At 64.1% G+C, this 24,876-nt stretch carries 32 protein-coding genes and 1 tRNA gene; 15 read left to right on the top strand and 18 right to left on the bottom strand.

Features of this window, described 5'->3' with window-relative positions:
* Window positions 1–755 (bottom strand): hypothetical protein (locus tag P1X14_RS16960; RefSeq protein ID WP_277316592.1); only part of this gene is annotated, 755 nt, incomplete at its 3' end.
* Window positions 756–944: 189 nt separating this feature from the next.
* Here P1X14_RS16960 and P1X14_RS16955 point away from each other — a divergent pair.
* Both P1X14_RS16955 and P1X14_RS16950 read left to right on the top strand, forming a co-directional pair.
* Window positions 945–1,988, top strand: a complete 1,044-nt coding sequence (locus P1X14_RS16955) for a hypothetical protein (protein ID WP_277316591.1) — start codon at window positions 945–947, stop codon at window positions 1,986–1,988.
* Window positions 1,989–1,992: 4 nt separating this feature from the next.
* On the top strand, window positions 1,993–2,316 hold the full coding sequence (locus P1X14_RS16950) for a hypothetical protein (RefSeq protein WP_277316590.1): 324 nt from the start codon (window positions 1,993–1,995) through the stop codon (window positions 2,314–2,316).
* A gap of 14 nt (window positions 2,317–2,330) precedes the next feature.
* On the opposite strand, the gene P1X14_RS16945 is transcribed toward P1X14_RS16950, so the two are convergent.
* Window positions 2,331–2,765: a hypothetical protein gene (locus tag P1X14_RS16945; RefSeq protein ID WP_277316589.1), complete on the bottom strand. Its 435-nt coding sequence runs from the start codon at window positions 2,763–2,765 to the stop codon at window positions 2,331–2,333.
* A 174-nt stretch (window positions 2,766–2,939) separates the two neighbouring features.
* Here P1X14_RS16945 and P1X14_RS16940 point away from each other — a divergent pair, with 174 nt between their 5' ends.
* From P1X14_RS16940 to P1X14_RS16930, 3 genes are all read left to right on the top strand, one after another.
* Complete coding sequence (locus P1X14_RS16940) at window positions 2,940–5,153, top strand: DUF4062 domain-containing protein (RefSeq protein WP_277316588.1); 2,214 nt, start codon at window positions 2,940–2,942, stop codon at window positions 5,151–5,153.
* A 68-nt stretch (window positions 5,154–5,221) separates the two neighbouring features.
* A complete protein-coding gene (gene uvrA / locus P1X14_RS16935; RefSeq protein WP_277316587.1) occupies window positions 5,222–8,161 on the top strand; it encodes an excinuclease ABC subunit UvrA in 2,940 nt (979 codons plus the stop codon).
* Window positions 8,158–8,409, top strand: coding sequence for a hypothetical protein (locus tag P1X14_RS16930; protein WP_277316586.1), 252 nt, complete (start codon window positions 8,158–8,160; stop codon window positions 8,407–8,409). Before uvrA ends, P1X14_RS16930 begins: the two co-directional genes overlap by 4 nt.
* Here P1X14_RS16930 and P1X14_RS16925 read toward each other — a convergent pair whose 3' ends face one another.
* The 5 genes from P1X14_RS16925 to P1X14_RS16905 all read right to left on the bottom strand — a co-directional run bounded on the left by P1X14_RS16925 (window position 8,410) and on the right by P1X14_RS16905 (window position 10,640).
* Window positions 8,410–8,988, bottom strand: coding sequence for a Swt1 family HEPN domain-containing protein (locus tag P1X14_RS16925; protein ID WP_277316585.1), 579 nt, complete (start codon window positions 8,986–8,988; stop codon window positions 8,410–8,412).
* 3 nt (window positions 8,989–8,991) lie between these two features.
* On the bottom strand, window positions 8,992–9,597 hold the full coding sequence (locus P1X14_RS16920) for a DUF5343 domain-containing protein (protein WP_277316584.1): 606 nt from the start codon (window positions 9,595–9,597) through the stop codon (window positions 8,992–8,994).
* Window positions 9,598–9,686: 89 nt separating this feature from the next.
* Complete coding sequence (locus P1X14_RS16915; protein WP_277316583.1) at window positions 9,687–10,010, bottom strand: DUF5615 family PIN-like protein; 324 nt, start codon at window positions 10,008–10,010, stop codon at window positions 9,687–9,689.
* Entirely contained in the window at window positions 10,007–10,240 is a 234-nt protein-coding gene (locus tag P1X14_RS16910; RefSeq protein ID WP_277316582.1) for a DUF433 domain-containing protein, read from the bottom strand. The genes P1X14_RS16915 and P1X14_RS16910 overlap by 4 nt, the downstream gene beginning before the upstream one ends.
* Window positions 10,241–10,376: 136 nt before the next feature.
* On the bottom strand, window positions 10,377–10,640 hold the full coding sequence (locus P1X14_RS16905; protein ID WP_277316581.1) for a hypothetical protein: 264 nt from the start codon (window positions 10,638–10,640) through the stop codon (window positions 10,377–10,379).
* 368 nt (window positions 10,641–11,008) lie between these two features.
* On the opposite strand from P1X14_RS16905, the gene P1X14_RS16900 reads away from it, so the two are divergent.
* The 6 genes from P1X14_RS16900 (at window position 11,009) to P1X14_RS16875 (ending at window position 14,482) form a co-directional block, all read left to right on the top strand.
* On the top strand, window positions 11,009–11,164 hold the full coding sequence (locus P1X14_RS16900; RefSeq protein ID WP_277316580.1) for a hypothetical protein: 156 nt from the start codon (window positions 11,009–11,011) through the stop codon (window positions 11,162–11,164).
* A gap of 614 nt (window positions 11,165–11,778) precedes the next feature.
* Window positions 11,779–12,816 carry a GGDEF domain-containing protein gene (locus tag P1X14_RS16895; RefSeq protein ID WP_277316579.1) on the top strand — a complete coding sequence of 346 codons (1,038 nt, stop codon included), beginning with the start codon at window positions 11,779–11,781 and terminating at the stop codon, window positions 12,814–12,816.
* 213 nt (window positions 12,817–13,029) lie between these two features.
* Window positions 13,030–13,242, top strand: coding sequence for a cold-shock protein (locus tag P1X14_RS16890; protein ID WP_277316578.1), 213 nt, complete (start codon window positions 13,030–13,032; stop codon window positions 13,240–13,242).
* A 64-nt stretch (window positions 13,243–13,306) separates the two neighbouring features.
* Entirely contained in the window at window positions 13,307–13,510 is a 204-nt protein-coding gene (locus P1X14_RS16885) for a hypothetical protein (RefSeq protein WP_277316577.1), read from the top strand.
* A 60-nt stretch (window positions 13,511–13,570) separates the two neighbouring features.
* Complete coding sequence (locus P1X14_RS16880) at window positions 13,571–13,984, top strand: hypothetical protein (protein WP_277316576.1); 414 nt, start codon at window positions 13,571–13,573, stop codon at window positions 13,982–13,984.
* Window positions 13,985–14,053: 69 nt separating this feature from the next.
* Window positions 14,054–14,482, top strand: a complete 429-nt coding sequence (locus P1X14_RS16875) for an OsmC family protein (RefSeq protein WP_277316575.1) — start codon at window positions 14,054–14,056, stop codon at window positions 14,480–14,482.
* Here P1X14_RS16875 and P1X14_RS16870 read toward each other — a convergent pair.
* The 10 genes from P1X14_RS16870 to yajC all read right to left on the bottom strand — a co-directional run bounded on the left by P1X14_RS16870 (window position 14,469) and on the right by yajC (window position 22,466).
* The gene (locus tag P1X14_RS16870) at window positions 14,469–15,032 is read right to left on the bottom strand and encodes a hypothetical protein (RefSeq protein WP_277316574.1); all 564 of its coding nucleotides are present in this window, start codon (window positions 15,030–15,032) and stop codon (window positions 14,469–14,471) included. The genes P1X14_RS16875 and P1X14_RS16870 overlap by 14 nt on opposite strands.
* Before the next feature lie 84 nt (window positions 15,033–15,116).
* Window positions 15,117–15,518, bottom strand: a complete 402-nt coding sequence (locus tag P1X14_RS16865; protein ID WP_277316573.1) for a low affinity iron permease family protein — start codon at window positions 15,516–15,518, stop codon at window positions 15,117–15,119.
* A gap of 740 nt (window positions 15,519–16,258) precedes the next feature.
* The gene (locus P1X14_RS16860; RefSeq protein WP_277316572.1) at window positions 16,259–16,690 is read right to left on the bottom strand and encodes a cupin domain-containing protein; all 432 of its coding nucleotides are present in this window, start codon (window positions 16,688–16,690) and stop codon (window positions 16,259–16,261) included.
* Between the two features lies 1 nt (window position 16,691).
* On the bottom strand, window positions 16,692–17,408 hold the full coding sequence (locus tag P1X14_RS16855) for a hypothetical protein (protein ID WP_277316571.1): 717 nt from the start codon (window positions 17,406–17,408) through the stop codon (window positions 16,692–16,694).
* Window positions 17,409–17,462: 54 nt separating this feature from the next.
* Window positions 17,463–18,650: a glycosyltransferase gene (locus P1X14_RS16850; RefSeq protein WP_277316570.1), complete on the bottom strand. Its 1,188-nt coding sequence runs from the start codon at window positions 18,648–18,650 to the stop codon at window positions 17,463–17,465.
* 51 nt (window positions 18,651–18,701) lie between these two features.
* On the bottom strand, window positions 18,702–19,064 hold the full coding sequence (locus tag P1X14_RS16845; RefSeq protein ID WP_277316569.1) for a glycine zipper 2TM domain-containing protein: 363 nt from the start codon (window positions 19,062–19,064) through the stop codon (window positions 18,702–18,704).
* Window positions 19,065–19,165: 101 nt separating this feature from the next.
* On the bottom strand, window positions 19,166–19,534 hold the full coding sequence (locus P1X14_RS16840; protein WP_277316568.1) for an MTH938/NDUFAF3 family protein: 369 nt from the start codon (window positions 19,532–19,534) through the stop codon (window positions 19,166–19,168).
* Window positions 19,534–20,517, bottom strand: coding sequence for a protein translocase subunit SecF (gene secF, locus P1X14_RS16835; RefSeq protein WP_277316567.1), 984 nt, complete (start codon window positions 20,515–20,517; stop codon window positions 19,534–19,536). The genes P1X14_RS16840 and secF overlap by 1 nt, the downstream gene beginning before the upstream one ends.
* A gap of 12 nt (window positions 20,518–20,529) precedes the next feature.
* Window positions 20,530–22,128, bottom strand: a complete 1,599-nt coding sequence (gene secD / locus P1X14_RS16830; RefSeq protein WP_277316566.1) for a protein translocase subunit SecD — start codon at window positions 22,126–22,128, stop codon at window positions 20,530–20,532.
* Window positions 22,128–22,466, bottom strand: coding sequence for a preprotein translocase subunit YajC (gene yajC, locus P1X14_RS16825; RefSeq protein ID WP_277316565.1), 339 nt, complete (start codon window positions 22,464–22,466; stop codon window positions 22,128–22,130). Before yajC ends, secD begins: the two co-directional genes overlap by 1 nt.
* Before the next feature lie 191 nt (window positions 22,467–22,657).
* Between yajC and P1X14_RS16820 the strand changes: the two genes are divergently transcribed.
* The 4 genes from P1X14_RS16820 (at window position 22,658) to P1X14_RS16805 (ending at window position 24,150) form a co-directional block, all read left to right on the top strand.
* Window positions 22,658–22,734: transfer RNA gene (locus P1X14_RS16820), tRNA-Pro, on the top strand.
* Window positions 22,735–22,815: 81 nt separating this feature from the next.
* The gene (locus tag P1X14_RS16815; protein WP_277316564.1) at window positions 22,816–23,232 is read left to right on the top strand and encodes a hypothetical protein; all 417 of its coding nucleotides are present in this window, start codon (window positions 22,816–22,818) and stop codon (window positions 23,230–23,232) included.
* Between the two features lie 54 nt (window positions 23,233–23,286).
* Window positions 23,287–23,676, top strand: coding sequence for an NAD(+)--rifampin ADP-ribosyltransferase (gene arr, locus P1X14_RS16810; RefSeq protein ID WP_277316563.1), 390 nt, complete (start codon window positions 23,287–23,289; stop codon window positions 23,674–23,676).
* 117 nt (window positions 23,677–23,793) lie between these two features.
* Window positions 23,794–24,150 (top strand): hypothetical protein, encoded by a 357-nt coding sequence (locus P1X14_RS16805; RefSeq protein WP_277316562.1) that lies wholly within the window; start codon window positions 23,794–23,796, stop codon window positions 24,148–24,150.
* 112 nt (window positions 24,151–24,262) lie between these two features.
* Here P1X14_RS16805 and P1X14_RS16800 read toward each other — a convergent pair.
* Window positions 24,263–24,876 (bottom strand): TolC family protein (locus P1X14_RS16800; RefSeq protein WP_277316561.1); only part of this gene is annotated, 614 nt, incomplete at its 5' end.

The following is a 24,876-nucleotide window of genomic DNA, read 5'->3' as shown; positions in this document are numbered from 1 at the left end:
CCCGGAGGCGCCCCCTGCCACCCGCCATCGCCCCAGCGGTTGAACCGGTCGCGCACGATCTCGCGGATGCGCCGCTCGGGGTCCAGACGGCGGCGATATTCGCCTCCGCGCGGCCCGTTGCGATGGTGGCGCCACCGCTCGTTGCGGCGCTGGCCGTCGCTCCAGTCGAGCTGCCAGTCCCACCACAGATAGGAAAAGTCGATCCAGGTGCTGACGCGCACCGGCTGCCACTGGTCGCGGCGCAGCATCGCGCGCTTCAGCATCCGCCCGCGGTCGAATCCCTCGATCGCGATGCGCAGCCACTGGGTCGCTTCCTCGCGGCTCAGCACATCGCCTTCGGGGCCATAGACCACCGCCACCCGGCCCTCGATGAACCCATAGCTCATGTCCGGATCGCGGACGAGGAAGGGCACGTCGGAATTGGCTTCGAAGAAATAGCTGTGCAGCCCATCCTCGCGCTGTTCGGCCAGCACCAGCGAACCGTCTTCCAGCATCCATGCCCATGGCGCGCTTTCGGCTGCCTGGAAGCTGTAGTCGGGCGGGGATTCGCCGATCGCCTCGCTCATCGCGTCGGCGCGGTCGATCCACTCATAATCCTCGAACCCGGTCATGTCGGCCCAGCTTGGCGCGACCGGTCCCGGCCCGGCATATTGCGGGCCATAATAGTCCATCGGCATGCACGCCGACAGCGACAGCGCCGCAGCGATCGCGCTGGCCCCGCCCAATAGCCGCTTCCGCGCCTCAAGCCCCTTCATCGAGTCCTCCGTCTCTCCCTGACGAACGGGAGAATTTCGTTCCGCCGCTGAACCGGACATGAAGGCCGGGCGGGCCGATTGACAAGGCCCGGCATGCCGCTCAAATTCGTTACGGGCGCTTCATAACAAAAGACATCGATATCACTTGGTCCCGTCGCGATCCGTGGCGGGCGGCTTGGGGGACGTGTCATGATGCGCAAACTGATCCTGCTGGCGCTGGGGCTGGCGCTCGGCGGATGCGCGCTCAACGCGCTGCAGGTCGAATATGCCGGCAATGTCTCCGCCAAGGGCAAGATCGCCGTCGCCGCCACCCGCACCTATCTGGGCAAGGTCTCCGCCTCGCGCGAACTCGCCAATCTCGATCTGGTCGGGCTGGATGCGAACTGCATGCCCGATATCGCCTATCTGCGCATGGAACCCGCGCTGTTCCAGAAGGATGCCAAGGGCGAGGAAATCCCCGTCGCCAGCCTGCCCCGCGGCTGGTTGTGCGATGCCGAGGAAAAACCCGGCAGCAACATCGCCTTCTCGCTCGCCCCCATCGGTCGCGAGCTGGAACCCACCATCGAACTGCTCGACTCGCTCAGCCTTTATTTCGAGGCAATCGACAAGATCCTGACCCCGCAGGGGCCCAGCCCCAAGGACGATCTGGCCGCTGCGATCAGCCTCGCCCAGTCCGGCGACGCGCTGCTCCACGCCATTGTCGGCGGCAAGCCGGTGCTCCCGGCAAAGGACAGCGCGCGCAGCAAGGCGATCCTCGGCTTCGGCAACTTCCTCGCCGAACTCCTCGCAGAGGACGACAAGGCCCGCCAGCTTCAGCGGCTCGCCGCCAGCGACGCAGGCAGCGCCCAGCTCGTCGCCGCGCTGCTCGATCATCTGCGTGCCTGGGAAGACAGCCGCGCCTCGAACGAGCGGACCCGCACCATCACCGCCTTCGTCATCATGGACCGTCAGCTTCGCGGCAAGCAGGTGATGACGCCCTCGGCGCGGCAGGATGTGGTGAAGACCTACTATACCCGCGCCGCCGCCGATCTCGAGGCCAGCCGCCTCTACCCAGCGCTGGCCGGCGCGCTGAAGGAACTCGACGAGGCCGATGCCGCGCTGCGCCGCGTGCTGGCAGGCGGCAACCGGCTGACCGACGCGGACCGGATCAAGCTCGCGCGGATCACCCGCGACCGTGTCGGCCGCGCCTTCGATACGCTGGCCGCGCTCATTCTTTCGTTCAGAGGGAGCTGAATCGATGGGAACCAAACCCGCCCTGATCACCGCGCGAGACACTTGCTACAACGCGCTCTACGCGCTCCAGCCGAAGATCGGCGGCAACGTGCAGGTCCTGCAGGCCTGGTACGGCGCAGTGATGCTGGCCAATGCGGTCATCAGCCGCGTGCCCGACTGGATCGAACTGGCCCCGGCCAACCCGACCTATGATCCGGTGATCGCCGCGCTCAATGGCGCCACTGCAGCGCTGAACAGCTCGACCAATGCCCCCACGCGTCTCGCGGCCATCGCCAGGGCACGCTCCGCGTTCATCGGGGTCAACGGCATCCTCGACGCCGACGACTGATCGGCGGTTGCCGATCAGCGTGCGAACAATGCCTTGGGTGCGCCGAATTCGTCGGACCAGCCTTCCCACGCCACATCGGTCGGCCCGATCACGAATGTCACCACGCGCCACGTGCCGCCTTCCTGCCGCAACAACGCATAGATGGTGTCGCCGTCCAGCACGCCCTGCTCCTGCTGCTCGGCATAATGCGTCTTGCTGAAATCGATCTCCGCGCCCGCCGGCGTCCTCGGCGCAACCATGGCAAAGGCCCAGCCGCGATAGGTCCGCATGTCGTTCACGATGAACTTGACCGGCTGGCCCAGATCCCGGGCGATCTCCACGCGCAACGCGTCGAGGATCAGGGCGCGGTCGGGATCGGCGGAGGCAATCCGGGTTGGGGCCGATTGGGCATGGGCCATCACCGGCGCCACGATCAGCGCTGCCGCAATCATCCCGATCCGTCCCCGCATCGCCCGCCTCCCCATCACCACGCCAGCTTCTCACCCCCGGCGCCGCCGCGCAACCGCTCGTCACCCGCACAGTTCAATCCAGTATCGCAGCAATCGTCGCACGGCATGGCTTGCAATACGTGAAGTCATGCCGTCTTCTCGGCACGAACCAGAGAATGATCGCACAGGGCAGAAGTGAGCGGGCAGCCTAAATCCTATCAGGGCGTGATGCTGTCGAGCACCTTCACCGATCTGGTGGAGCATCGGCTGAAGGCCAAGCGCGCGATCGAGAAGCTGGGCTTCCACGCCATCGTCATGGAAAGCGGCGGCGCACAGGCCGGCGACGTGATCGACGTCAGCCTCGGCTATGTCCGCGATAGCGCCGCCTATATCGGCATCATCACCAAGAAATACGGACAGACGCCCGCCTGTGCCGAACGTAACCCGAAGGAACTGTCCCTCACCGAACTGGAATTCGACGAAGCGGTGAAGCTGGGCCGCCCGATCCGCCTGTTCATCATGGCCGACGACCACAAGCTGGTCGCCGCGGATATCGAGCGAGACGCCGCCAAGCTCGACAAGCTCGAAGCCTTCACCGCCCGCGCCAAGCTGATGCGCAGCGAAGGCAAGGTCGAGCGTCTGTGGGAGACGTTCGACAGCCTGGAGGATTTCACCGAACGCTTCGGCCACGCTATGGGGAATTTGGCGGTCGAGCTGAAGTTCGCCGGCTATGTTGCGCAAACCGGCCCGCTTGAGGTCCCCGAGAGAGCAGTGCGCGGCGCACTGGCTCGCTTCATCGATATCAATCCAGATGCTTCCGAAGGCGAAATCGTCGCATCGCTGGAAAGCTTCGAGACAAGTTACCGCGCGCTGCAGGACCAAGTCGCCACGATACCAATCGTCGATAACCACCTCGCCTTGCTTAAGGCCGATGCTAAACTGGCACTCGAAGAAGGCGATCTCGACAAAGCCCGCCGCCTGTATGGCGAGGCTAGCACCGCTGCCCGCGAACGAGCCACCGAACCCGTACGTACGACCGCCCAACTCCTTGACGCCGAAGCCCGCGCACATTTGCTCGCTCTCGATTGGGAAGCCGCTGACAAGGCATGGGCCTCGGCGACGGCGATGCTTATACCGTTCGATCAGGCGGCAGGCGAGAGTATTGCTTGGAGTGCAGCGCGCGAACTTCATCATTGCGGCACAGTATTTGGACGCGGTGGCGCGCTCGCCGCAGCGACAAGCCACTGGCGCACACTGGTCGATGCAGCTGACCTGCGGAACGACAGCGAGCGCGCGGCCGGGGTTCGCAACAATCTCGGCAACGCGCTCAAAGTTCAAGGGGAACGGACCGTTGGCGAAGCCGGGCTGGCGCTGCTCGACGATGCCGTCAGTACCTACCGGGCCACCCTCAACGTCCACACAGAAGCAGCCATGCCCAGCAACTGGGCGGGCACCCAAAACAATCTAGGCAACGCGCTGAAGGTGCAAGGCGAACGAACCGCCGGCGAGGTCGGATTGAGACTGCTCAACGAAGCAGTCACCGCCTATCGAGCAGCTCTCACCGTTCACACTGAAACGACTATGCCAGTCTACTGGTCGGTGACGCAGAACAATCTAGGCAGCGTACTCCAGGAACAGGGTCAACGAACCGGCGGTGGGGCTGGGCTAGCACTGCTCAACGAAGCCGCCGCCACCTACCGCGCAGCACTCACTGTTCGCACCGAAGCCGCCATGCCCATCGAATGGGCTACGACGCAGAATAACCTCGGGAACACTCTCGCAATTCAAGGCGAACGTACCGATGGTGAGCTTGGGCTAGAACTGCTTGCCGAGGCGGTGACTGCCTATCGCGCTGCCCTCACAGTCCGCACTGAAATCACCGCACCCACTCAATGGGCTACTACGCAGAACAATCTCGGCAACGCGCTCGCGACTCTAGGTGCGCGCACCGCTGGTGAGCCTGGCCGCGCGCTGCTCACCGAGGCGGTCACCGCCTACCGCGCCGCCCTCACTATCCGCACAGAAGCCGCTATGCCCATCCAATGGGCGATGACTCATAACAACCTCGGGAACGCGCTCAAAAAGCAGGGCGAGCGTACCGGCGGTGAGGCCGGACGGGCATTACTTGACGATGCCATCATAGCTTTGCACGCGGCGCTCACTGTTCGCACCGAAGTCGCCATGCCTGCTGACTATGCCATGACAACGGAAAATCTCGGCCTGTGCCACGAAACAATTGCAAATCTAGGTATTGATGTAAGTGAGAATCTTCACCTCGCCGAGGCTCGACTTCTCGCCGCGCTCCGCGTCTATACACCCGAACACATGCCCTACTACCATGAAAAGGCCACCCGCATCCTCGCCCGCATCCGCAAGAAACTGGCCGCTCTCCCCGACTCCCAGCCCTAGCCGCGGCCGCGCCCAATCCCTATCTCCCCTCTAGCTTCCCCCATAGAACAAAGCTAGAACCCTCCCCCATGGCATTGACTCAGATTTCCGTCCGCGGCGCGCGCGAGCATAACCTCAAGGGCGTCGATATCGACATTCCCCGCGATACGCTGACGGTGATCACCGGCCTCTCCGGCTCGGGCAAGTCCAGCCTCGCGTTCGACACCATCTATGCCGAGGGGCAGCGCCGCTATGTGGAGTCGCTCTCCGCATACGCCCGCCAGTTCCTCGAGATGATGCAGAAGCCCGATGTCGATCATATCGAGGGCCTCAGCCCCGCGATCAGCATCGAGCAGAAGACCACCTCGCGAAACCCGCGCTCCACCGTCGCCACGGTCACCGAGATCTACGATTATATGCGCCTGCTCTGGGCGCGCGTCGGCATTCCCTACTCGCCCGCAACCGGCCTTCCCATCGCCGCGCAGACCGTCAGCCAAATGGTCGACCGCATCCTCGCGCTGCCCGAAGGCACCCGCCTGCTCCTCCTCGCCCCCGTCGTCCGCGGCCGCAAGGGCGAGTATCGCAAGGAGCTGGCCGAGTGGCAGAAGGCCGGCTTCACCCGCGTCCGCATCGATGGCGAGACCATGCTGATCGAGGACGCCCCCGCGCTCGACAAGAAGTTCAAGCACGACATCGAGGTGGTGGTCGATCGCCTGGTCGTCCGCGACGATATCGCCACCCGCCTCGCCGAAAGCTTCGAACAGGCGCTCAAGCTCGCCGACGGCCTCGCCTATGTCGATCTGGTGGACACGACAGTCGCCGAACTCTCCGGCAATCGCGTCAAGGAAGCTCCCCAGAGCTTCACCCCCGAAGGCGGGATGAAGGGCGCCGGCATCCCCGAGAACCGCATCGTCTTCTCCGAGAAGTTCGCCTGCCCCGTCAGCGGCTTCACCATCGCCGAGATCGAACCGCGCCTCTTCTCGTTCAACGCCCCGCAGGGCGCCTGCCCCGCGTGCGACGGCCTCGGCGAAAAGCTCGTGTTCGACGAGGATCTCGTCGTCCCCAATCACGATCTCACCATCAAGAAGGGCGCGATCGTCCCCTGGGCCAAGTCGCAGCCGCCCAGCCCCTATTATATGCAGGTGCTCGGCAGCCTCGCCCGCGAATTCGGCTTCAGCCTCGACACCAAGTGGAGCGACCTGCCCGGCGAGGTCCAGCTGATCATCCTCCACGGCACCGGCGGCAAGCCGGTCACCCTCACCTTCGTCGACGGCAAGAAGTCGTACGATGTGCGCAAGCCGTTCGAGGGCGTCATCGGCAATCTCAACCGCCGCATGCTCTCGACCGAGAGCGCGTGGATGCGCGAGGAGCTGTCCAAATATCAGGCGTCGCACCCCTGCGAGGTCTGCGACGGCGCCCGCCTCAAGCCCGAAGCGCTGGCGGTGAAGGTTGCCATGCGCGACATCTCCAGCGTCACCCGCCTCTCGGTGGTCGATGCCCTCGCCTGGTTCGCGGCCCTCCCCGACGCGCTCTCCGGCCAGCAAAAGGAGATCGCCCGCGCCATCCTCAAGGAGATCGACGAGCGCCTAGGATTCCTCAACAATGTCGGCCTCGACTATCTCAACCTCAATCGCACCAGCGGCACCCTGTCGGGCGGCGAGAGCCAGCGCATCCGCCTCGCCTCACAGATCGGCTCCGGCCTCTCGGGCGTGCTCTACGTCCTCGACGAGCCGTCGATCGGCCTCCATCAGCGCGACAACGACATGCTGCTCGCCACCCTCCGGCGGCTGCGCGATCTCGGCAACACCGTGCTGGTCGTCGAGCATGACGAGGACGCGATCCGCACCGCCGACTATGTGATCGACATGGGCCCCGGCGCCGGCGTCCATGGCGGCGAAATCGTCGCGCACGGCACCTTCGAACAGGTCCTCGCGACCGAAGGCAGCATCACCGCCGACTATCTCAACGGCACCCGCCGCATCGAAGTGCCGGCCAAGCGCCGCAAGGGCACCGGCAAGAAGCTCACCGTCCACAATGCCACCGCCAACAACCTGACCGGCGTGACGGCCAGCATCCCGCTCGGCACCTTCACCTGCATCACCGGCGTCTCCGGCTCGGGCAAGTCGAGCTTCACCATCGACACCCTCTATGCCGCCGCCGCGCGCCAGCTCAACGGCGCCCGCATGCTCGCCGGCAAGCACGACAAGATCACCGGCCTCGAGCATCTCGACAAGGTGATCGACATCGACCAGTCGCCCATCGGCCGCACCCCGCGATCGAACCCGGCCACCTATACCGGCGCCTTCACCGCAATCCGCGACTGGTTCGCCGGCCTGCCCGAGGCGCAGGCCCGCGGCTACAAGCCCGGCCGCTTCAGCTTCAACGTCAAGGGCGGCCGCTGCGAAGCCTGCACCGGCGACGGCCTGCTCAAGATCGAGATGCACTTCCTCCCCGACGTCTACGTCACCTGCGACGTCTGCCACGGCCAGCGCTACAATCGCGAGACGCTGGAAGTGAAGTTCAAGGGGATGAGCATCGCCGACGTGCTCGACATGACCGTCGAGGACGCAGTCGAGTTCTTCAAGGCCGTCCCCCCGATCCGCGACAAGATGGCGATGCTCGCCGAAGTCGGCCTCGGCTATGTAAAGGTCGGCCAGCAGGCCACGACGCTATCCGGCGGCGAAGCCCAGCGCGTAAAACTCGCCAAGGAACTGGCGCGCAGAGCCACCGGCCAGACGCTGTACATCCTCGACGAACCCACGACCGGCCTGCACTTCGAGGACGTCCGCAAGCTTTTGGAGGTCCTCCACGCCCTGGTCGAACAGGGCAACACGGTGGTCGTCATTGAACATAACTTGGACGTCATCAAAACGGCTGACTGGATACTCGACCTCGGCCCGGAGGGAGGGGTCAAAGGCGGCGAAATCGTAGCCGAAGGCACCCCCGAACAGGTCGTTCGTGAACCGCGTTCGTTCACCGGCAAATACCTTGCGCCGCTTTTGAGCCGTCCCGCCAAAACGGCTGAATGACGACGAAGTGGTGGTCGAAGGCCGAGCAGTCCGGGGGACTGTTCGATCGAGCACACGCGAAGCGCGACGTGATCAAGACCGCCGACTGGATCCTGGCCCTCGGCCCCGAAGGCGGCGTGAAGGGCGGGGAGATTGTGGCCGAGGGGACGCCGGAGGCGGTGGTGAAGGAGCCGCGGAGTTATACGGGGCGGTATATGGCGCCGTTGTTGGAGCGGAAGGGTGTGCGGGATACTATGGCGGTGGAGTGATTATACGCCAACTTGTCTGTTCCAGTCACCCACGTAAGCCTCTAGCCTAGCAAATTCTCCCGGCAAGAGCCGCCGGTTGTGTGCGATGAAATTGCGGGCTTGCTCCATCTCTTCCAATCGCTGCTTTATCCAATGTTGCGTGGGTATCAAATCCGAGAAGCTTGCCCAATTTGCGATAACAATATCTGCCAAATGCCCAAACTCTGTATAGAGTAAAAAGCTGCCTTTATCACCTTCCAGCCAAGAGTTTTCAGTATCTTTTTTCTGTCTGCTCTCAGCCTGAGATCTTATCTTTTGCGGAACACATTTCTCCCACCAATCAAGTCCAGAATTTTCTTCAAGACGATCCTTGATAAGTTGCCGTACAGAATTTTCGAAACAAAATACTAAAGCATATATTCGTGTCATTCTCAATGCATCATTGCGCATCGCAACGGAAAATGGCCTTAGCGTCTCCTCCATCAAGCTATCTTCAAATTCTCGCTGATCAGCTCCAATTCTTATGCCAGCGGTTCGCAACGGCTCGCAATCCGCTTCGAACATCATCGCCCTAAATAGCCATTGCCTTAGATCTGCCATTTCTTAATCCAGCAAATTTGCGCGAAGTGATTTAAATATTGCATTGAAAACTTCAATATCTTTGGTAGCCGGAAGGTGAACTTGTATTGTATATCTTAAATCAAGCTGCGTACTATTGTGAGAATGAACCGGCTGGCCTAGCGCGGAAGTATGGCTCTGATTAACTTCGCCTTCTTCAACGAGCGGCTCAACTATCGTCGCCTTTGGCGATTTCGATATATCGGCCATCTTCAAAAGGCCTAAAAATGTCGCTGTTTGAAGTTCCGCGACCTTATCCGTTGAGTTAGTAGAACTTTTGAACTTGCCGATGATGGCAGGCCGGTCCGCAGCAGTAAGGTTATCATTTATGAGGAACAGATCACCATAGGCCTCTCTAAGTGCCTCGCCGAGAACCTGTGCCGATTTTGAAGGATCTCTATACAAATGATAGCGTGGGGTCGGAGATCCATCGGAAGTCAGGAATCCCAAATCCTTCAGAATGGGAATAATTGCTCGATCTCCGCTGCTTTTGAAACCCAACCCTTGAAGATGATCTAGGTTAAATTTATCCGGCGCCGCTCCAGAAACGATCCTTTGCATGATGTTGGGTACATTTTTGAACCCGTTCATGTATCGCGGTGTTAGCATCGTGGCCCTCCCTCTCGACGTAGAGGCCTACATCTTAATTTATCTGAACTGCAATAGATTCGGCTTCAGACTTACCGTACCTCTACAAAACGCTCTCCCGACTCAAAAAGCGCCTCAACCTGCTCCCACCGCATCTCAAGCCACGCCACCAACGCCCGGTCCGTCGCATTTCCGCACCGCATCCACACAAACACAAATCGATCCGGCAACCGCAAAGTCACGAAATCCTCATCCTTGCTGACCAACACAGCACCATCAGCCTCAGCCCGCGTAGCGATCTCAACGTCGCTCGCCGCCGCCATGCCGATCTCGAACACATGAACCGCCTCATGCCCACGCTCGCGCAACCACCCGCACAGAGCGGGCGGCAGTTGCGCGTCGATCAGGAATTTCATTCGGCGGCGAGGACTACCGGATGGTCCGCTTGGTGCGCCGCATAAGCCAACACCGCCCGCACATCATCCTCGCTCAGATAGGGGAAATCAGCCGCAATCTCGGCCGATGTCGCGCCACCCGCCAGCATCTCCAGCACATCGGTCACGCGCACACGCGTCCCCGCCACGACCGGCCGACCGCCGCACACCGTCGGGTCCACTGAAATCCGAGGAAAGCCTGCGAGGGTCATGGGTGGGATATATCCCACTTTCGGCACAAAAAGTAGGACCCGTCCCACTTTCGGGACGAGAATGTGGGATAAACCCCACTTCCGACGAAACCGGTAAGGCGGCGGCCACCGCGCCCGTATGGCGGCCGCCCTCCCCTCAAATCGGCTCCCAGATCCCCTGACGGCAATACCCCACCACCACCGGCTCGGAATATTCCGACGTCTCGCCGGTCAGCCAGGCATGGGTCACAGGCCCCCAATAGGTGCAGTCGCCGTGGTGGATGCCGATAACGCTGCCGTTCGGCTGGTCATAATAATAGATATGGTAGATCGGGTCGCCCTGCGTAATGGAGAGGGCGGGTCCTGATACGAGGCAGAGAGATGCGGCGAACAGGACAGCAGAAATCTTGCGTCTAATCATCATCGTCTTCCCGGTTTATGCCGATCACCATGAGTCGGCCGGGCGATGATAGGTAGACCTATTGCAGCTCACCATTGGATGAACCCATTCTGACGCCAATTCTCATGTCCCGATACTTGGCACATCATCGACACGATGACAGGCCTGCGCCCAACGCCGCCCTTGCAATCCCGGACCGACACCCCATCTTAACCATCAGGCGCCATCCACAAGCTGGCCGTTCCCACAGGGAACGCGGTGCCCATGCAGCCCGATCGCTCTGCACCCGCCACACCCTCACCGGTGTGGCTATTCGTACATCCCGATCAGGCCGCAGCCGGTTTCGCCCCAGGCGAACCCGGAACCGACAACACAACCAAGGAAACTGAATGACCTTCTTCGAAAACATCCACGAAACCCAGATTACCCGTAACTACCCCCAGCCGATGCTCACCAAGAGCATGCCGCTCCACCGCCGCCTCTTCGCGAGCGGTCGTACCCCGGCTGACATCGCCCGCGCGGCGGTCCGCGAAGTTCTAGGCTAAGGTTTCGGGGCTGAAGCCCCTCCGGCGTTGCCTCGCAGGGCCATCCGCCCGCGCCGCAACGCCTGCTCGGCCTCCCCCATTCCAACAATCGCAAGGCTGCGGCGGAAACCCGCTGTCCTACAGCCCCCGATCCTGCATAGGAAAAGAGTCCTCCCCATCCGAACCGGAAGGACTCAAATGCCACCCGCTCTCCCCGCCAGCGACCCGCACACCCGCTCCGAAACCGCGCGCAATCGCGTTCGCACCGGGTGCCACCTGCCAGTTCGCCATCGCGCAGGCGAAGACCCGGCAGCCACCGCCATCGAGGAAGAGAAACGCCCCGCGGATCCATCCCTCACATGCGCGCACGCGAGTCACCGCGACTCTTGTGACTCTTCGGCACCTGGATACCCGTCACGAGCCGCCATGTGCCGCACGCCGGCAGCCGCCGGAAAGCGCGATCAGTGTGAAGTTCCAGCGCCCGGACCCGCGATCCACCCGGCAAAAACCGCCCACCAAAGCCACAAAACCCCGCCCCGCGCTGCACCCGGACTACGTAGAATTACATTAACGCCGCGCTCACCTGATCTTCAGGCTTTTGCAGCAGACCGGCTGTCTTGCTTCCGGAGGTCTCAATGCTGTCCCGTCTGCGCTCCCGCAATCGCGAGGGCTTCATCGAACCCTCTGCCGCCGGACACGGGACCGATCCGGGCGCGGAATCGCTTGCCTTCCTCATCGCGCAGGGCCTGCCCACCGCGCCGCGCTACTATGCGCTGGTCCATGCCTCGCTGGCGGACCGCACCAGTATCGAGGCGCATTCGATTGCCGAAGCGATGCACGCCACCGGCCGCCTCAGCCTCGAGGCTGCCGATGCCATTCTCGAGCGGATCAGCCCCGTTTCGCCCGCGCAGGCCGGGCAACAGGCCGCCGAGGAGCATGAGAAGCTCCGCCACCAGACGCTGCACCTCGCCGATCTCGCCGCCACCGCCAAGGCCGCGACCAACCAGTTCGGCCGGGATCTTTCCGCCGGCCTCACCGATCTCGAGACCGATGGCCGCTCGGTCCTCGCCCTCGTCTCGTCGATGGTCGAGCGCACCCGCAGCACGGAGCAGCAGCTGGCCGCCGCCGCGCTGCAGATCGAACAGCTCCGCGACGAGGTTGCCGAGGCCCGCAACGACGCGATGCGCGACGAGCTGACCGGCCTGCTCAATCGCCGCGGCATCCTCGATCACATCGCGGGGCTCGGCGGCAAGAAGGTCCGCACGCTGGCGATCTGCGACATCGATGCGTTCAAGGCGGTCAATGACGGCCATGGCCATGAAGTCGGCGATCGCGTGCTCAAGGTCGTCGCCAGCGCGCTGGCCGAGGGCTGCGCGCCGCATCTGGTCGGCCGCTGGGGCGGGGAAGAATTCATCGTGCTGCTCGACGAAGCCGATCCGGCCCGCGCCGCGGAGATAATCGACGATGTGCGCGAGGAACTGTCCCGCCGCCGCCTGCGGGTGCGCGAGACCGGCAAGGGGCTGGGTGCGGTCACCTTCTCCGCGGGCATCGCCACCTTTTCGACGATCCCGCTCGATCCCGCGCTGCGCGAAGCCGACGCCCTGCTCTATCAGGCCAAGCTCGCCGGCCGGAACCAGGTGCTCACCCATATGCCTCCAGCCCGCGCGGCTTGAGCGCATAACAAAATTCCGCGCCGCCTGACCGCATAAACCGGGTCCCGCGGGGCCTCCGATTTGCTATTCGGGGCCTCAACGCCCATATGCAGGGCGCTACAGTCGCAATCAGACGGTTTTTCGGCGCTTTGCGGCACCTTTTCTCCTTCTCCTGGCCTCCGCAGCTCGAGGTCCGTCCGCATCGGGCGCGCCGATCACAGAAGGAAAAATCAAATGGCCATCACCGGCACCGTCAAGTTCTTCAACGCCGACAAGGGCTATGGCTTCATCTCGCCCGAAACCGGCGGCCAGGACGCGTTCGTCCACATCTCGGCCGTCGAGCGCGCCGGTCTGGCGACGCTGAACCAGAACCAGCGCGTCACCTACGAGCTCGAGGAAGATCGCCGCGGCAAGATGGCTGCGGTCAATCTCCAGGCTGCAGACTGATCCTGTCCGACGGCGCGCGTCCCTTTGGGCGTGCGCCGTCACCTCTTCTTGGAGACCATCGCGCATGGCCCAGAACACCCTCACCTATCGCGAACACGCGGCCAAGGCGCGCTCCGACGCGAATGAGGCCGTGCTAGACAATGTCCGCGAACGCTGCCTGCGCGCAGAGGCCGCATGGCTCGATATGGCAGTCCGTCAGGAACGCGTCGACGCCGCCCGTGCCGTTCGTGAAGCGCCCAAGGCGATCCCGCTCGTTCCGCAAGACTGACGCAACAAACCGCCGCCCTCACGCATTCCCCCTGCAGTCCAAGGCTTCAGGAGACACGAGATGCGCATGATCCCCCTCGGCATGGTTGCCGCGGCGGCTGCTCTGGTCGGCGGCTGCACCGAATATGGCGAGCGCCCCGGCTATGCCGGCCGCGGCTATTCCAGCTATGACTGGAACCGCCCCGATCCGTCCTATGGCGGCTATTATGCCGACCGCTATTATCGCGAGGATAACAACCGCTATCGCGAGCGCCGCCTCAGCCGCGGCGACCGGGTCTATCGCGGACAGGACGGCCGCTATTATTGCCGCCGCTCGGATGGCACCACCGGCCTGATCGTCGGCGGTATCGCCGGCGGTCTGCTGGGTGCCGCGATCGCCCCGGGCGGATCGGAGACGCTGGGCGCGCTGCTCGGCGCGGCCGGCGGAGCGGCGCTGGGCGCGTCGGTCGAAAAGGGTGAAGCGCGCTGCCGCTAATACCTTAGGATGCCTTCCGCTGGGGCTGCCCGGTACCTAGATCACCGGCTCCCCAGCAGGAGGTTTCCCATGACGACCCGCACCGCCACTGCCCGCTACGACGGCTTCGGCAAGGAAGGCAAAGGCCATATCAGCACCCAGTCGGGCGTGCTGACCGATCAATATTACGGCTTCAATACCCGGTTCGAGGACGGCAAGGGGACCAACCCCGAGGAACTGATCGCCGCCGCCCATGCCGGCTGCTTCACCATGGCGCTCAGCTTCGCGCTGGCCCGCGCCGGGTTCAGCGGCGGCACGCTGGAAACCAGCGCCGCGGTCAAGCTGGAGCAGGACGGCGAAGGCGGCTTCGTCATCACCCGTTCGGATCTCACGCTGAAGGCCAGCGTGCCGGGCCTGTCGCAGGATCAGTTCCAGGCGCTGGCCGAGGGTGCCCATGCCAATTGCCCGGTCTCGAAACTGCTCAAGGCCGAGAGCAATCTCGACGCTAGTTTAAGTTGAGCACGGGCAGCAGCGAGAACCAGAAATAGAAGGCCAGCATCGCCGCGAGCAGGACGCCGGTCGCCCAATGGGGCTTCACCAGCGCCGACGCCAGCATCGCGGCGAGCAGCCCGCCATTGGTGATGAACAGGAACGGCGTGAAGGCCACGGGCGGCAGCAGCGAGAATACCGCCGCGGTCGCCATCAGGTTGGATACGAAGACGCCGCCCATCACCTGCCTTTTGTGCGCGGCTGCCCATTTGTCGAAATCGGGCCAGTCCTCGGGCTTGTCCGGAAACACCATCGATGCCGCGAAATAATAGAGCCCGGTGATGCTCAGCCCGAGCAGCAGCACCGCGTAATTGGCCGGGATCTTCTCCCGCAACTGCCACGCCATGCTCCAGAACGACGTCAGATCGACCATCACGAACAGGCCGAGCAACGGCACCAGCCACCCGATCCGCACCGTCCCGCGCAGCTTCACGGTCTTCACCAGCCCCGACAGCACCTCGACCAGGCTAAAGCCCAGCAGCAGGCCGAACAGCGAAAAGACGAATTCGAACGGACTCATCGGGACCTCATCACAGGGCTTCCAATGTAGGATTTCCGGTGCCAGCGGGGAATTCGCTCTTTCTCATCGTAGCCATGCGCATGCTCAACGCCGCTGCAGCAGCCGGTCCAGCCCCTCGTGCCGACCCGGATCGTCCTGCCCGCATTCATCCTCGACTTCCTTGCGGACCCGCTCGATCTCGTCCTCGCTCAGATGCTCGATCCCGATGAATTCGTTGCGGCCATTGTCCAGCGCGCGGATGATCTCGTCCAGCTTGGCTTGGATCGCCGCGGCATCGCGATTCTGCGCATTCTGGATCAGGAACACCATCAGGAAGGTGACGATGGTCGTGCCGGTGTTGATCACCAGCTGCCAGGTGTCGGAATAGTTGAAGAGCGGCCCGGTCACGCCCCAGATGACGACGACGGCAAGTGCCAGCACGAAAGCGGGAGGACGCCCGGCCCATCCGGCGACCGCCTGGGCGAAATTCTCGAACAAACGCCGCATCGGTGCCTCCCCTCGGGATTTCCGCTGTGCCTAGCGTAGCTTGGCAGCGGCGTCACGACATTCGGCCCGCGGATGGGAATACGCAGACCGAACAGCCGGACATCCTGAAGGGAGGCAACCGGGGCGCGGGGCGCCAGCCAGTTTCTAAGCAGAAAATTAAGCATAGCAAAAGGGGGCCAGCATCTCTGCCAGCCCCCATGTCACCGGACTTCGGCACTTCGACCCCGAAGGACCGTCCTGCCTGGTTTCGGCGGCATGCTCCGCCCGCGCCGGCAAGGGCATGCGGGCTTCGCGTCGGTCACCGGACCCTTCGCCTCTCGTTCCGCAAGCGGACCGCGTGGCGCCAGTTTTCGGCCACCCGCTTCGCTGTTGCCTAAGCATCACCGAAGCCTTGCTGGATACTTTGACCCGATCTCGATCCCTTACTTCCGAACCCCTTTCGAGGCCTTCCGTCCGGCGCTTCTGGTCCTCTTGCGAGGTCCTTCCGCTGGTCGCTTCCGAACACCTCTCGATGTTCCTCCACGTCCGATCCATCGGAGCATCCCCGGATCGTCTTCCTGTGGTTTCCCGAAGGCACCTTCAGTCTCTCGACCCGTGTAAGTCCTTGGCTTTGCTTCGGTTTCCCTCGGCGCCACCGCCTTCTTACAGTTATGAGACTGTCATCGAATCGGGGGTTCGTGAAGCTGCAAAACGCCGCAAATGCCTGTTGATAACGTGGATAATGTGGACAAGTCGGGGGTTCAGCGGTCGCTTGGGGACCATCCGGGCGGGGCCAGCTCGAATCCGGAAAATTCGAACCCGGGCACCACGACGCAGCTTACCAGGCCCCAGCCCGACTGCGCTTCCGCCGCCTGCCAGCGATTCGCCGGCACGAGGCACTGGGGCTGGTAGCCACGCATCGCATCGCCGCCAAGCGCTATGTCCGCGATCGCGCCATTTTCCTGTTCGACCTTCACCAGGATCGGCGAACCGGCGTGCCAGAACCACAATTCCGCCGCGTCGACCCGGTGCCAGTGCGAGCGCTGACCCGTCTCAAGAAGGAACAATATCGCGGTGCCGCCCGCACGAAGCCCGGCGGGCGACTCGGCCCGCCAGGTCTCGCGATACCATCCGCCTTCGGGATGGTGCGCGAGTCCCAGTTCGGCGATCAGCGCCGCCGCTTCGGCATCCATCTCAGCTGGTCTTGGGGGCAGCCTTGGGCGCGGCGGGCTTCTTTGCCGCCGGCTTCTTCGCGGGTGCCTTGGCCGGAGCCTTCGCAGCCGCCGGCTTGGGTGCAGCGGCTGCCTTTGCCGGGGCCTTGGCAGCGGGCTTGGCGGCCGGCATGGCGGCCGGAGCCTTTTTGGCGGGCGCCTTCGCGGCAGCGGCAGGCTTCTCGGCAGCCGGCTTCGGTGCCGCGGCCTTGGTTTCGGCGAGTGCCTTCTTCACCGGAGCTTTCGCCGCAGCAGCAGGCTTCGGTGCCGCGGGCTTCTTCGCGGCAGGCGCCTTGGGGGTCGGGGCCTTCACTTCCGCCTTGGGCGCTGCAGCTGCCTTTGCGGCCGGCTTGGCCGGGGCCTTCTTGGCAGCGGGTGCCTTTTTCGCCGGAGCCTTGGCGGGCGCAGGCGCGGCCACCGCAGCCGCGACTTCGCTGGCCGACGCCGCAACACCAGCCGCCGCCTGAGCGACTTCACCCGCCTTCTTACCGGCACGATCCTTGGCCTTGACCGCTGCCTCGCGCAGCTTGGGGTTGCTCCCCAGCTTCGCGGCGAGCGCGACCAGACCGGCCGCGATCACGTCAGCAACCAGCGGGTGCTTCGCCAGTTTGGTCAGGTTCGTGCCCTGATCGCGCAGCGCCTTGGGCAGCTTGATGCCGTTGAAGTACTTGGAAGTCTTCTTGTCTTTCTTCGCGGCCATCTCTCGGTCTCCAGAATTTCGTAACACAGGTGTCACGACAAGGACGCGCCAATGTCAATCGGGTTCCATTGCGGAGCCCGAGGCGAGGCCTGAATAATAGGCGTGCAGGCGTTCGCTGTTCGCTTCCCAGGTATAAGGCAGCGCCACGGCACGCACCGCCGCCGGATCGGGCGGATCGGCCAGCGTTGCGCCGATCGCCGCCGCAAAGCCCTCGGCAGACCGCTCCGCGAGCCTTCCTGCCGCCGCGCCACCACGCAACACCTGTCTAGCACCGCCCACATCGGGGATCACCACCGGCGTCCCGCTGGCCATCGCCTCGAGCCATGCATTCGCCAGCCCCTCGCGCTCCGACGCCAGCGCCATCACGTCCGCCGCAGCAACCAGCGCCGCGATCTCGTCATGCGGCACGCCGCCCAGCAGCTTCACGCGGTCGCCCAGCCCATGCGCCGCGATCCGGGCCGCCAGCCGGTCATGCTCCGGCCCCTGCCCCGCGATCCGCAATTGCACGCCGGTCAGGCGCGTCATGGCGTCGATCAATATGTCGTGCCCCTTGAGCGGGATCAGCGCACCGAGCGACACCACCAGCGGCCCGTCGATACCCATCGCCGCCTTGGCCGCTTTGCGGTCGCAGGGGGCGAAGCGGGTCAGGTCCACGCCGGTGGCATTGGCCACGATCCGCTCGGGCGGCAGGCCCAGCGCGATCATGTCGTCGCGCATCGCTTCCGATACCGCGAGCATGCCCGATGCCGCCTGCCCGGCCGCAATCACCTGCCCGCCGACGCCCGGCGCCTTGGCCCAGTAATGGATGTCCGAACCCCGCGCAGTGATCGACACCGGCACGCCGAAATGCCGCCCCAGCGCGACCGCGGCGGGTCCGCTTGGGAAGAAGAATTCGGCGGTGATCAGGTCGAAGGGAAAGTCGCGGCGGATGGCCTTCGCCACCGGCAGCGCCGCGCGCAGCACGGCGCCGGCATGGAACCGCCCGCCCGTTCCCGGCAGGTTGAGGAAGCGCGGACGGTGGACCTCGATCCCCTTCCAGTCCTCGCGCGCAGGAAGGTCCCCCAGAACGCGATACCGCCCCAGCCGCGACAGCGGCCAGGGCGGTATTCCCACCGGCGCGATCACGCGAACCTCCACATCGTCACGCTTGGTCAGCGACATAATCTGCCGCTCGACAAAGATGCCGAAATTGGGCCGCGACGCGTCGGGAAACAGCGTCGAAAGGGTCAGCACGCGGAGCATACCCCTGCTTAGCGCAGGGAAGTTAAAATGCTCCGCGTGGCCCTGACAGGCTTAGCGGCAGCGGCGACGCGAACCGCTGCGGTCGATCTCGCGGCCGGCCAGGCCACCCGCGACGGCGCCGAGCAGCGTACCCGCGCTGCGGTCGCCATGGGTATCGATCGTACGGCCGACCAGCGCACCGCCGACGGCACCGATCACCAGACCGGTCGTGCCATCCGACTTGCGGCAATAGGTCCGGCCGTCACGGCCGCGCCATTCGCGATAGGCATGGCGCTTCTTCTTGTAGCGCTGCGGGGCCGAGTCATAGGCGGCGACCGGCTTGGTCACCGAAGCTTCGGCCTTGCTGGCGGGGATCACGGCCATGGCGGGAACCGCCAGCGACACCGCGCCGAGCGCGAGCAGGATCTTCTTCATGTTTCTCACTCCACTGAACTGGACCGTTTCAGGCCAATCGGGAGCTTCAACGCGGATCGTATCGCTTCAGTTTCAATCTTGCGGGGCCATGAACGGTACGTTCACAGGGGATACAAGGCCCCGGAAATCCAGCGTTTTTCGGCACGCAGCACCCCCCAGGCACGCGCCGCGGCCCGGCTGTCCATCACTTCGAGTCCGATACGCCGTGCCTCTAACGCGGCGACCAGAGTGACCGCGGGGCGCACCAGCACTGCGCCGGTGCCCAGAATCACGAATTCCGGTTGCGGATCGAGAGCGAGCAACGGTTCGAGATCGCCGACCGCCAGCGCCTCGATCGGCGGCGGCGACCAGCCATCGGCCCGCTCGGGCGTGATGAGCAGCCCGTCATAGACCCCGCCGTCAACCTTGAAGCCCCGCCCCGAAAAGCCGGAAATGACCGGCCCGTCGGACGCCTGGCGCTCCATGCGCATCAGGGAATGTCTTTGAAATCGACCCGTTCGGCACCCTTGGCCGCTGCGCCGACCGCAGCCTCCTTCGGCACGAAGCTGTCGGGCTTGAGCCGCAGCCACAGCAGGATCGCCGCCGACACATAGACCGACGAGAAGGTGCCGATCACGATGCCCAGCAGCATCGCCGCGGTGAAGCCGAAGATCACATCGGGGCCCAGCACCAGCAGGATGGTCAGCACGATGCCGATCGACAGCGAGGTCACCACGGTGCGCGACAGCGTCTCGTTGACCGAGAGATCGAGCAGTTCGGGGATCGCCATCTTGCGGTATTTGCGCAGATTCTCGCGGATGCGGTCATAGACGACGATCGTATCGTTCAGCGAATAGCCAATGATCGTCAGGATCGCCGCAACGATGTTCAGGTCGAATTCGAGCTGTGTCAGCGCGAAGAAGCCCAATGTCAGCGCGACGTCGTGGAACAGTGCGAACAGCGCTCCCACGGCGAAATGCCATTCGAAGCGGATCCAGATATAGGCGGCGATGCCCAGCATCGCGAGCACCAGCGAGGTAATGCCCTTCTGGAACAGCTCGCCCGAGACCTTGCCCGACACGCTCTCCACGCCGCTCACCTTCGAGCCGGGATAGGCGCGCTCGATGGTGGTGCGGACCTTGGTCGCGGCCTGCTCCGCCGCGGCGTCGCTGGCGTCGGCGGGCAACGGGGTGCGGATGCCGATATCGGTCGGCGAACCGAATTGCTGGATGGTCGCGCCACCCAGACCTTCGATGCCGTCGACCTTCTGGCGGATATCCTCGATCGGGATCGGCTTGGCGAGCGTGACGCGGACGGTCTGGCCACCGACAAAGTCGATGCCCAGGTTGAAGCCGCGCGCAGCACACAGCGCAAGCGATCCGACGATCAGCGCAACCGACAGGAACATCGCGATGGTCCTGTATTTCAGGAACGGGATGTTCGTGTCGTCGGGGACAAGTTTCAGCGGGCGCATGATCTGGCGGCCTTAGATGTTGATCGTCTTCGGACGATTGCGCTTCAGCCAGTCCGCGACGAGCAGACGGGTGAAGGTAACGCCGGTGAAGACCGAAGTGACGATGCCGATCGCGAGAACCACGGCGAAGCCGCGGATCGGTCCCGATCCGAAGGTGAACATGATCACCGCCGAGATGACGTTGGTGACGTTCGCGTCGAAGATCGCGCGGCTGGCTTCCTTATAGCCGAACTCGACCGAGGCGACTGCGGCGCGATTGCGCAAGCGCTGCTCCTCGCGGATGCGCTCGTTGATCAGCACGTTGGCGTCCACCGCCGCGCCGATCGTCAGCACGAAGCCCGCGATGCCCGGCAGGGTGAGCGACGCGTTGAACAGCGCCATGCCCGCAACCACCATCACCGCGTTCACCAGCAGCGCCGCCGACGTGTAGATGCCGAAGCGCATATAGGTGGCGAGCATGAAGATGATCAGGGCAAGCGTGCCGACGACACCGGCCAGCACGCCCTTCTCGATCGAATCAGCGCCCAGCTCGGCCGAGACAGTGCGTTCCTCGACCACCTTCAGCGCGATCGGCAGCTTGCCCGAACGCAGCGCAACGGCGAGCTGCGTCGCGCTGTCGGAGGTGAAGCTGCCCGAAATGCGCGCCTGGCCGCCCAGGATCGGTTCTTCGAACACCGGCGCGGAAATCACCACGCCGTCGACGATGATCGCGAACTGCTTGCGGACATTCTCGGTACTCAACCGCGCAAAGCGCTTGGTGCCGGCACCGTCGAACTGGATGCTGACGCCCGGCTTGCCGTCCTGCTGGCCGAATTCCATCGTGGCGTTGACCAGCTGGTCACCGCTCAGCGAGACCGGCGAGAAAACGGCGATCTTCCCGCCGCCTTCCTGATAGGGCAGCACCTGGCTGCCCGCGGGCGGATTGTTCTGCGCCAGCGCGACCGGATCGACCGTGTCGTTGACCAGCTTGAACTCCAGCTTCGCGGTGCGGCCGATCAGTTCCTTCAGCTGCTGCGGGTTCTTCAGGCCCGGCACCTGCACGACGATGCGGTTCGATCCCTGAAGGACGATCGTCGGCTCGCGCGTGCCGAGGCCGTTGATGCGCTTCTCGACCACTTCGCGGGCATCGCCCATCGCGGTGCGGATCGATTCGTCGAGGCCCGCCTTGGTCGGGGTCAGTTCGAACCGGGTCGAATCGACCACGGCGATGTCCCACACCCGCTGGCCGGTCATGCCCGCGCCGCTGCCGGTGATCGTCAGCAGGCGCTCGCGCACCGCGTCGACCTGCGCCGGATCGCGCACCATGAAGGTCAGCTTGCCGTTGGCGATCGAGACGTCGCCGATATCGATGCGGGTGCCGCGGCGCATTTCGGCGCGCACCTGATCGCGCATCTGGTCGAGCTTCGACGCTGCCACGTCCTTGGTATCGGCTTCCAGCAGCAGGTAGCTGCCGCCGGCAAGATCGAGGCCGAGGCTGACGGTCGGCTTGGGCAGCCAGCCCGGCAGCGCGTTATAGGCGCGCTCAGGCAACAGGCTGGGAATGGCGAGCAGGAACGAGGCAGCGATCGTCAGGATCGTCGCCCAGACCTTCCAGCGGGGAAAATCCAGCATCAGTCGTTCGCGGGCTTGCTGCCGAGAGGCTGAACCTCGGCCAGTGTCGACTTCACGGCGCGAACCTTGACGTTCGTCGCCAGTTCGATCTCGACCACAGTCTCCTCGACCTTGGTGACCTTGCCCATCAGGCCACCGGCGGTGATGACCGAATCACCCTTCTTCACTGCGGCCACCGCGTTCTGCAGCGCCTTCATGCGCTTCTGCTGCGGCCGGATCATCAGGAAGTAGAAGGCGACGAACAGCAGCAGCATCGGCGCGAGGCCGACAATGCCGCCAAGCGTGCTGCCACCTGCTGCGGCGCCGGTCGTCTGTGCGAATGCTGGGGAGATGAACATGAGGTCCCTGAAAGCCTGAAGTGGGGCGGATTTCCCGCTTTTCTACAAGCGCGGCGCGCTATCATGCGGTGAACAGCGGCGCAACTCTTGTAAGGAGACGGCCGGTTCCTATGGCCCGGCGAAAAAAGCCCGGATCGCCACCCCCGCGCTTGCATCCGCGCCGATACCCGCCTAGAGGCCGCTCCCTCGGTCGGGGCGTAGCGCAGCCTGGTAGCGCATCACACTGGGGGTGTGGGGGTCGCAGGTTCGAATCCTGTCGCCCCGACCAGTTCTTCTCTCACATGATTGCCATTGGGCAGACGGGCCGCCGTAAGCGGTTGATTCATGTCGTCGCGATATTCCCGCGGACATGAATGATGACTCCACGACGATGCTGATCGCCCTTGCAGTGCTGGCGCTGGGCGTCGTGCTCATCGCCTATGGTACAGCCAGGCACCTTCTGGGGTTCAACCCGGCGCAACCGAAGATAAAGCCGATCCTGGTCGATCTCGAGGAAGTCCCGGCAATCTGCGTGCTGCATGGCTGGGGGCGTTTTCATGTCGTGGTGTTTCGCCAGAGCGGCAACGTTCATGCCGAGCATATCGAGACAAGCGCGACGGACGCGCTTTCCCGCGCGCTATCCACGTTCCGCCGGGCGAAGATCGATCAGGCGCGCGTGATCCGGAATGACGAGGATGCCCTGCACTTCTATCGGCCCTACCACGATCACCGGGGATCGTCGGAAGGCAAGAAGGTGGGCTGGGTACAGATAAGCCGGCTTGTCTGATCGCGACTCTCCTGCCCCACACGCGTTATACGGCGCACCACAGAGGAGCCCGCGATGACGACCTTCTACCATGGCACCCGCGCCGATCTGGCGGCCGGCGACCTGATCGCGGCAGGCTATAATTCCAACTATGGCGCGCGGAAGACCAACCCATGGGTCTATTTCACCGGCACGCTGGACGCCGCCATCTGGGGTGCCGAACTGGCCGCAGGTGATGGGCGTGAGCGCATCTATATCGTCGAGCCGACGGGGGACTATATCGACGATCCCAACCTGACCGACAAGAAATTCCCCGGAAACCCGACCCTTTCCTATCGTTCACGCGAACCGCTGCGGGTCGCCGGTGAAGTCGCGCAATGGCAGGGCCATTCGCCCGAGCAGCTCCAGCATATGAAGGACAATCTGGAGCGCCTGAAAGCTCAGGGCATCGAAGCGATCGACTAAGGTTGTAGCCAAGGAAGTTTGGGTGAGTCCTCCCGTCATCAGGATCAATAATTCCGCTTCCGGAACTTGCATTCCTCTATTTCGTTACATCATCGTCACTATCCCGGGAGTTGGACGATGAGCGATGAAGCATTGGGGCTGTTGGCAGCGGTCATCGGCGTTGCTGTCGGCGTGCGAGTGGTCAAAGCGTCCGGCCGGGCGGTCGGATCCGGCCTGAAGACGGTCGGCAGCGGCATCGGAGCGGCGCTCAACAGCGCCGCCGAAGAGTCGCTCCGCAACAGTGCGTTCGAAGCCGGACTTAACGGCCAGAACCGCCCGAGGATGACCCGTGACACGTCGCTCAACGACGAACTCGAGCGCAGCTATGAAGCGGGCTATCGCGAGCACGAACTGCGGGTGAATGCGATGAGCCGGATCGTCTCGCTCAACGCGTCCGAGACGCACCATTATGTTCGTGACGGCCGCGACGACTGACGGCCGGCTGCCGTAAACGGCAGAAGGGATACCGGACGGCAACGGCGCCCCGCACCAAGAGGGGGAGAGGTGCGAGGCGCCGCCGCAGGTGCCGGACGGGGTAGCAGCAGCGTTACGCTACCGGCTGCCACCCCCCGCCCAGCGCCAGGAACAAAGTGATCGTCGCGTCGGAGAATTGCCCTTCGGCCTGCGCCAGCAGTGCCTCGGACGCCGCCAGCGAGCGCTCGGAATCGAGCACGATCTGGAAATTCTCCGCACCCGCCTGATAGCGCAGCCGCGCGATCCGGGCCGCTTCCGAACTCGCCTCACGCCCGCGGCGCAACGTCGCCACGCGCTCGCCCGACGCGATATAGTTGGCCAGCGCCGTCTCGGTCTCGCGCAGTGCGTTCAGCCAGGTGCCGTCAAAGGTCGCCAGCGCGCCTTCCGCACCCGCCTCGGCCTGCTTGATCCGCGCCCGCGCTACGCTGACGTTCGGGAAGCTCCACGAGATCAGCGGCCCCAGGCTGAAGCGGAAGCCCTTGTTCGAGAACAGGTCGCCCGGCGAGGTCGCGGTCGAGCCGATCGATCCGCCCAGGCTGATGCTGGGATAGAGATCCGCCGTCGCCACGCCGACACGCGCCGTCGCTGCCGCCAGCCGCCGTTCGGCCGCACGAATGTCGGGCCGGCGTGCCAGCAACGAGCGGCCATCGCCGACCGGGATCACCGAACGCGCCACCGGCGGCGCTT

The sequence above is a fragment of the Sphingomonas sp. AOB5 genome, assembly GCF_029433115.1.
Lineage (GTDB): Bacteria > Pseudomonadota > Alphaproteobacteria > Sphingomonadales > Sphingomonadaceae > Sphingomonas.
The sequence above is the reverse complement of the archived record's forward strand: the minus strand, read 5'-3'. Positions and strand labels throughout refer to the sequence as shown.

Coding starts and splice junctions, on each gene's coding strand:
- arr (WP_277316563.1), top strand. CDS start 23,287: ATGACGACCTTCTACCATGGCACCCGCGCCGATCTGGCGGCCGGCGAC.
- P1X14_RS16925 (WP_277316585.1), bottom strand. CDS start 8,988: ATGGCAGATCTAAGGCAATGGCTATTTAGGGCGATGATGTTCGAAGCG.
- P1X14_RS16930 (WP_277316586.1), top strand. CDS start 8,158: ATGACGACGAAGTGGTGGTCGAAGGCCGAGCAGTCCGGGGGACTGTTC.
- P1X14_RS16905 (WP_277316581.1), bottom strand. CDS start 10,640: ATGATTAGACGCAAGATTTCTGCTGTCCTGTTCGCCGCATCTCTCTGC.
- P1X14_RS16950 (WP_277316590.1), top strand. CDS start 1,993: ATGGGAACCAAACCCGCCCTGATCACCGCGCGAGACACTTGCTACAAC.
- P1X14_RS16890 (WP_277316578.1), top strand. CDS start 13,030: ATGGCCATCACCGGCACCGTCAAGTTCTTCAACGCCGACAAGGGCTAT.
- P1X14_RS16955 (WP_277316591.1), top strand. CDS start 945: ATGATGCGCAAACTGATCCTGCTGGCGCTGGGGCTGGCGCTCGGCGGA.
- P1X14_RS16855 (WP_277316571.1), bottom strand. CDS start 17,408: ATGGCCGCGAAGAAAGACAAGAAGACTTCCAAGTACTTCAACGGCATC.
- P1X14_RS16850 (WP_277316570.1), bottom strand. CDS start 18,650: ATGCTCCGCGTGCTGACCCTTTCGACGCTGTTTCCCGACGCGTCGCGG.
- P1X14_RS16880 (WP_277316576.1), top strand. CDS start 13,571: ATGCGCATGATCCCCCTCGGCATGGTTGCCGCGGCGGCTGCTCTGGTC.
- P1X14_RS16865 (WP_277316573.1), bottom strand. CDS start 15,518: ATGCGGCGTTTGTTCGAGAATTTCGCCCAGGCGGTCGCCGGATGGGCC.
- P1X14_RS16840 (WP_277316568.1), bottom strand. CDS start 19,534: ATGCGCATGGAGCGCCAGGCGTCCGACGGGCCGGTCATTTCCGGCTTT.
- secD (WP_277316566.1), bottom strand. CDS start 22,128: ATGCTGGATTTTCCCCGCTGGAAGGTCTGGGCGACGATCCTGACGATC.
- P1X14_RS16860 (WP_277316572.1), bottom strand. CDS start 16,690: ATGGATGCCGAAGCGGCGGCGCTGATCGCCGAACTGGGACTCGCGCAC.
- P1X14_RS16895 (WP_277316579.1), top strand. CDS start 11,779: ATGCTGTCCCGTCTGCGCTCCCGCAATCGCGAGGGCTTCATCGAACCC.
- P1X14_RS16845 (WP_277316569.1), bottom strand. CDS start 19,064: ATGAAGAAGATCCTGCTCGCGCTCGGCGCGGTGTCGCTGGCGGTTCCC.
- P1X14_RS16875 (WP_277316575.1), top strand. CDS start 14,054: ATGACGACCCGCACCGCCACTGCCCGCTACGACGGCTTCGGCAAGGAA.
- P1X14_RS16915 (WP_277316583.1), bottom strand. CDS start 10,010: ATGAAATTCCTGATCGACGCGCAACTGCCGCCCGCTCTGTGCGGGTGG.
- P1X14_RS16870 (WP_277316574.1), bottom strand. CDS start 15,032: ATGAGTCCGTTCGAATTCGTCTTTTCGCTGTTCGGCCTGCTGCTGGGC.
- P1X14_RS16805 (WP_277316562.1), top strand. CDS start 23,794: ATGAGCGATGAAGCATTGGGGCTGTTGGCAGCGGTCATCGGCGTTGCT.
- yajC (WP_277316565.1), bottom strand. CDS start 22,466: ATGTTCATCTCCCCAGCATTCGCACAGACGACCGGCGCCGCAGCAGGT.
- P1X14_RS16885 (WP_277316577.1), top strand. CDS start 13,307: ATGGCCCAGAACACCCTCACCTATCGCGAACACGCGGCCAAGGCGCGC.
- P1X14_RS16910 (WP_277316582.1), bottom strand. CDS start 10,240: ATGACCCTCGCAGGCTTTCCTCGGATTTCAGTGGACCCGACGGTGTGC.
- P1X14_RS16920 (WP_277316584.1), bottom strand. CDS start 9,597: ATGAACGGGTTCAAAAATGTACCCAACATCATGCAAAGGATCGTTTCT.
- secF (WP_277316567.1), bottom strand. CDS start 20,517: ATGCGCCCGCTGAAACTTGTCCCCGACGACACGAACATCCCGTTCCTG.
- P1X14_RS16815 (WP_277316564.1), top strand. CDS start 22,816: ATGAATGATGACTCCACGACGATGCTGATCGCCCTTGCAGTGCTGGCG.
- P1X14_RS16945 (WP_277316589.1), bottom strand. CDS start 2,765: ATGCGGGGACGGATCGGGATGATTGCGGCAGCGCTGATCGTGGCGCCG.
- P1X14_RS16900 (WP_277316580.1), top strand. CDS start 11,009: ATGACCTTCTTCGAAAACATCCACGAAACCCAGATTACCCGTAACTAC.
- uvrA (WP_277316587.1), top strand. CDS start 5,222: ATGGCATTGACTCAGATTTCCGTCCGCGGCGCGCGCGAGCATAACCTC.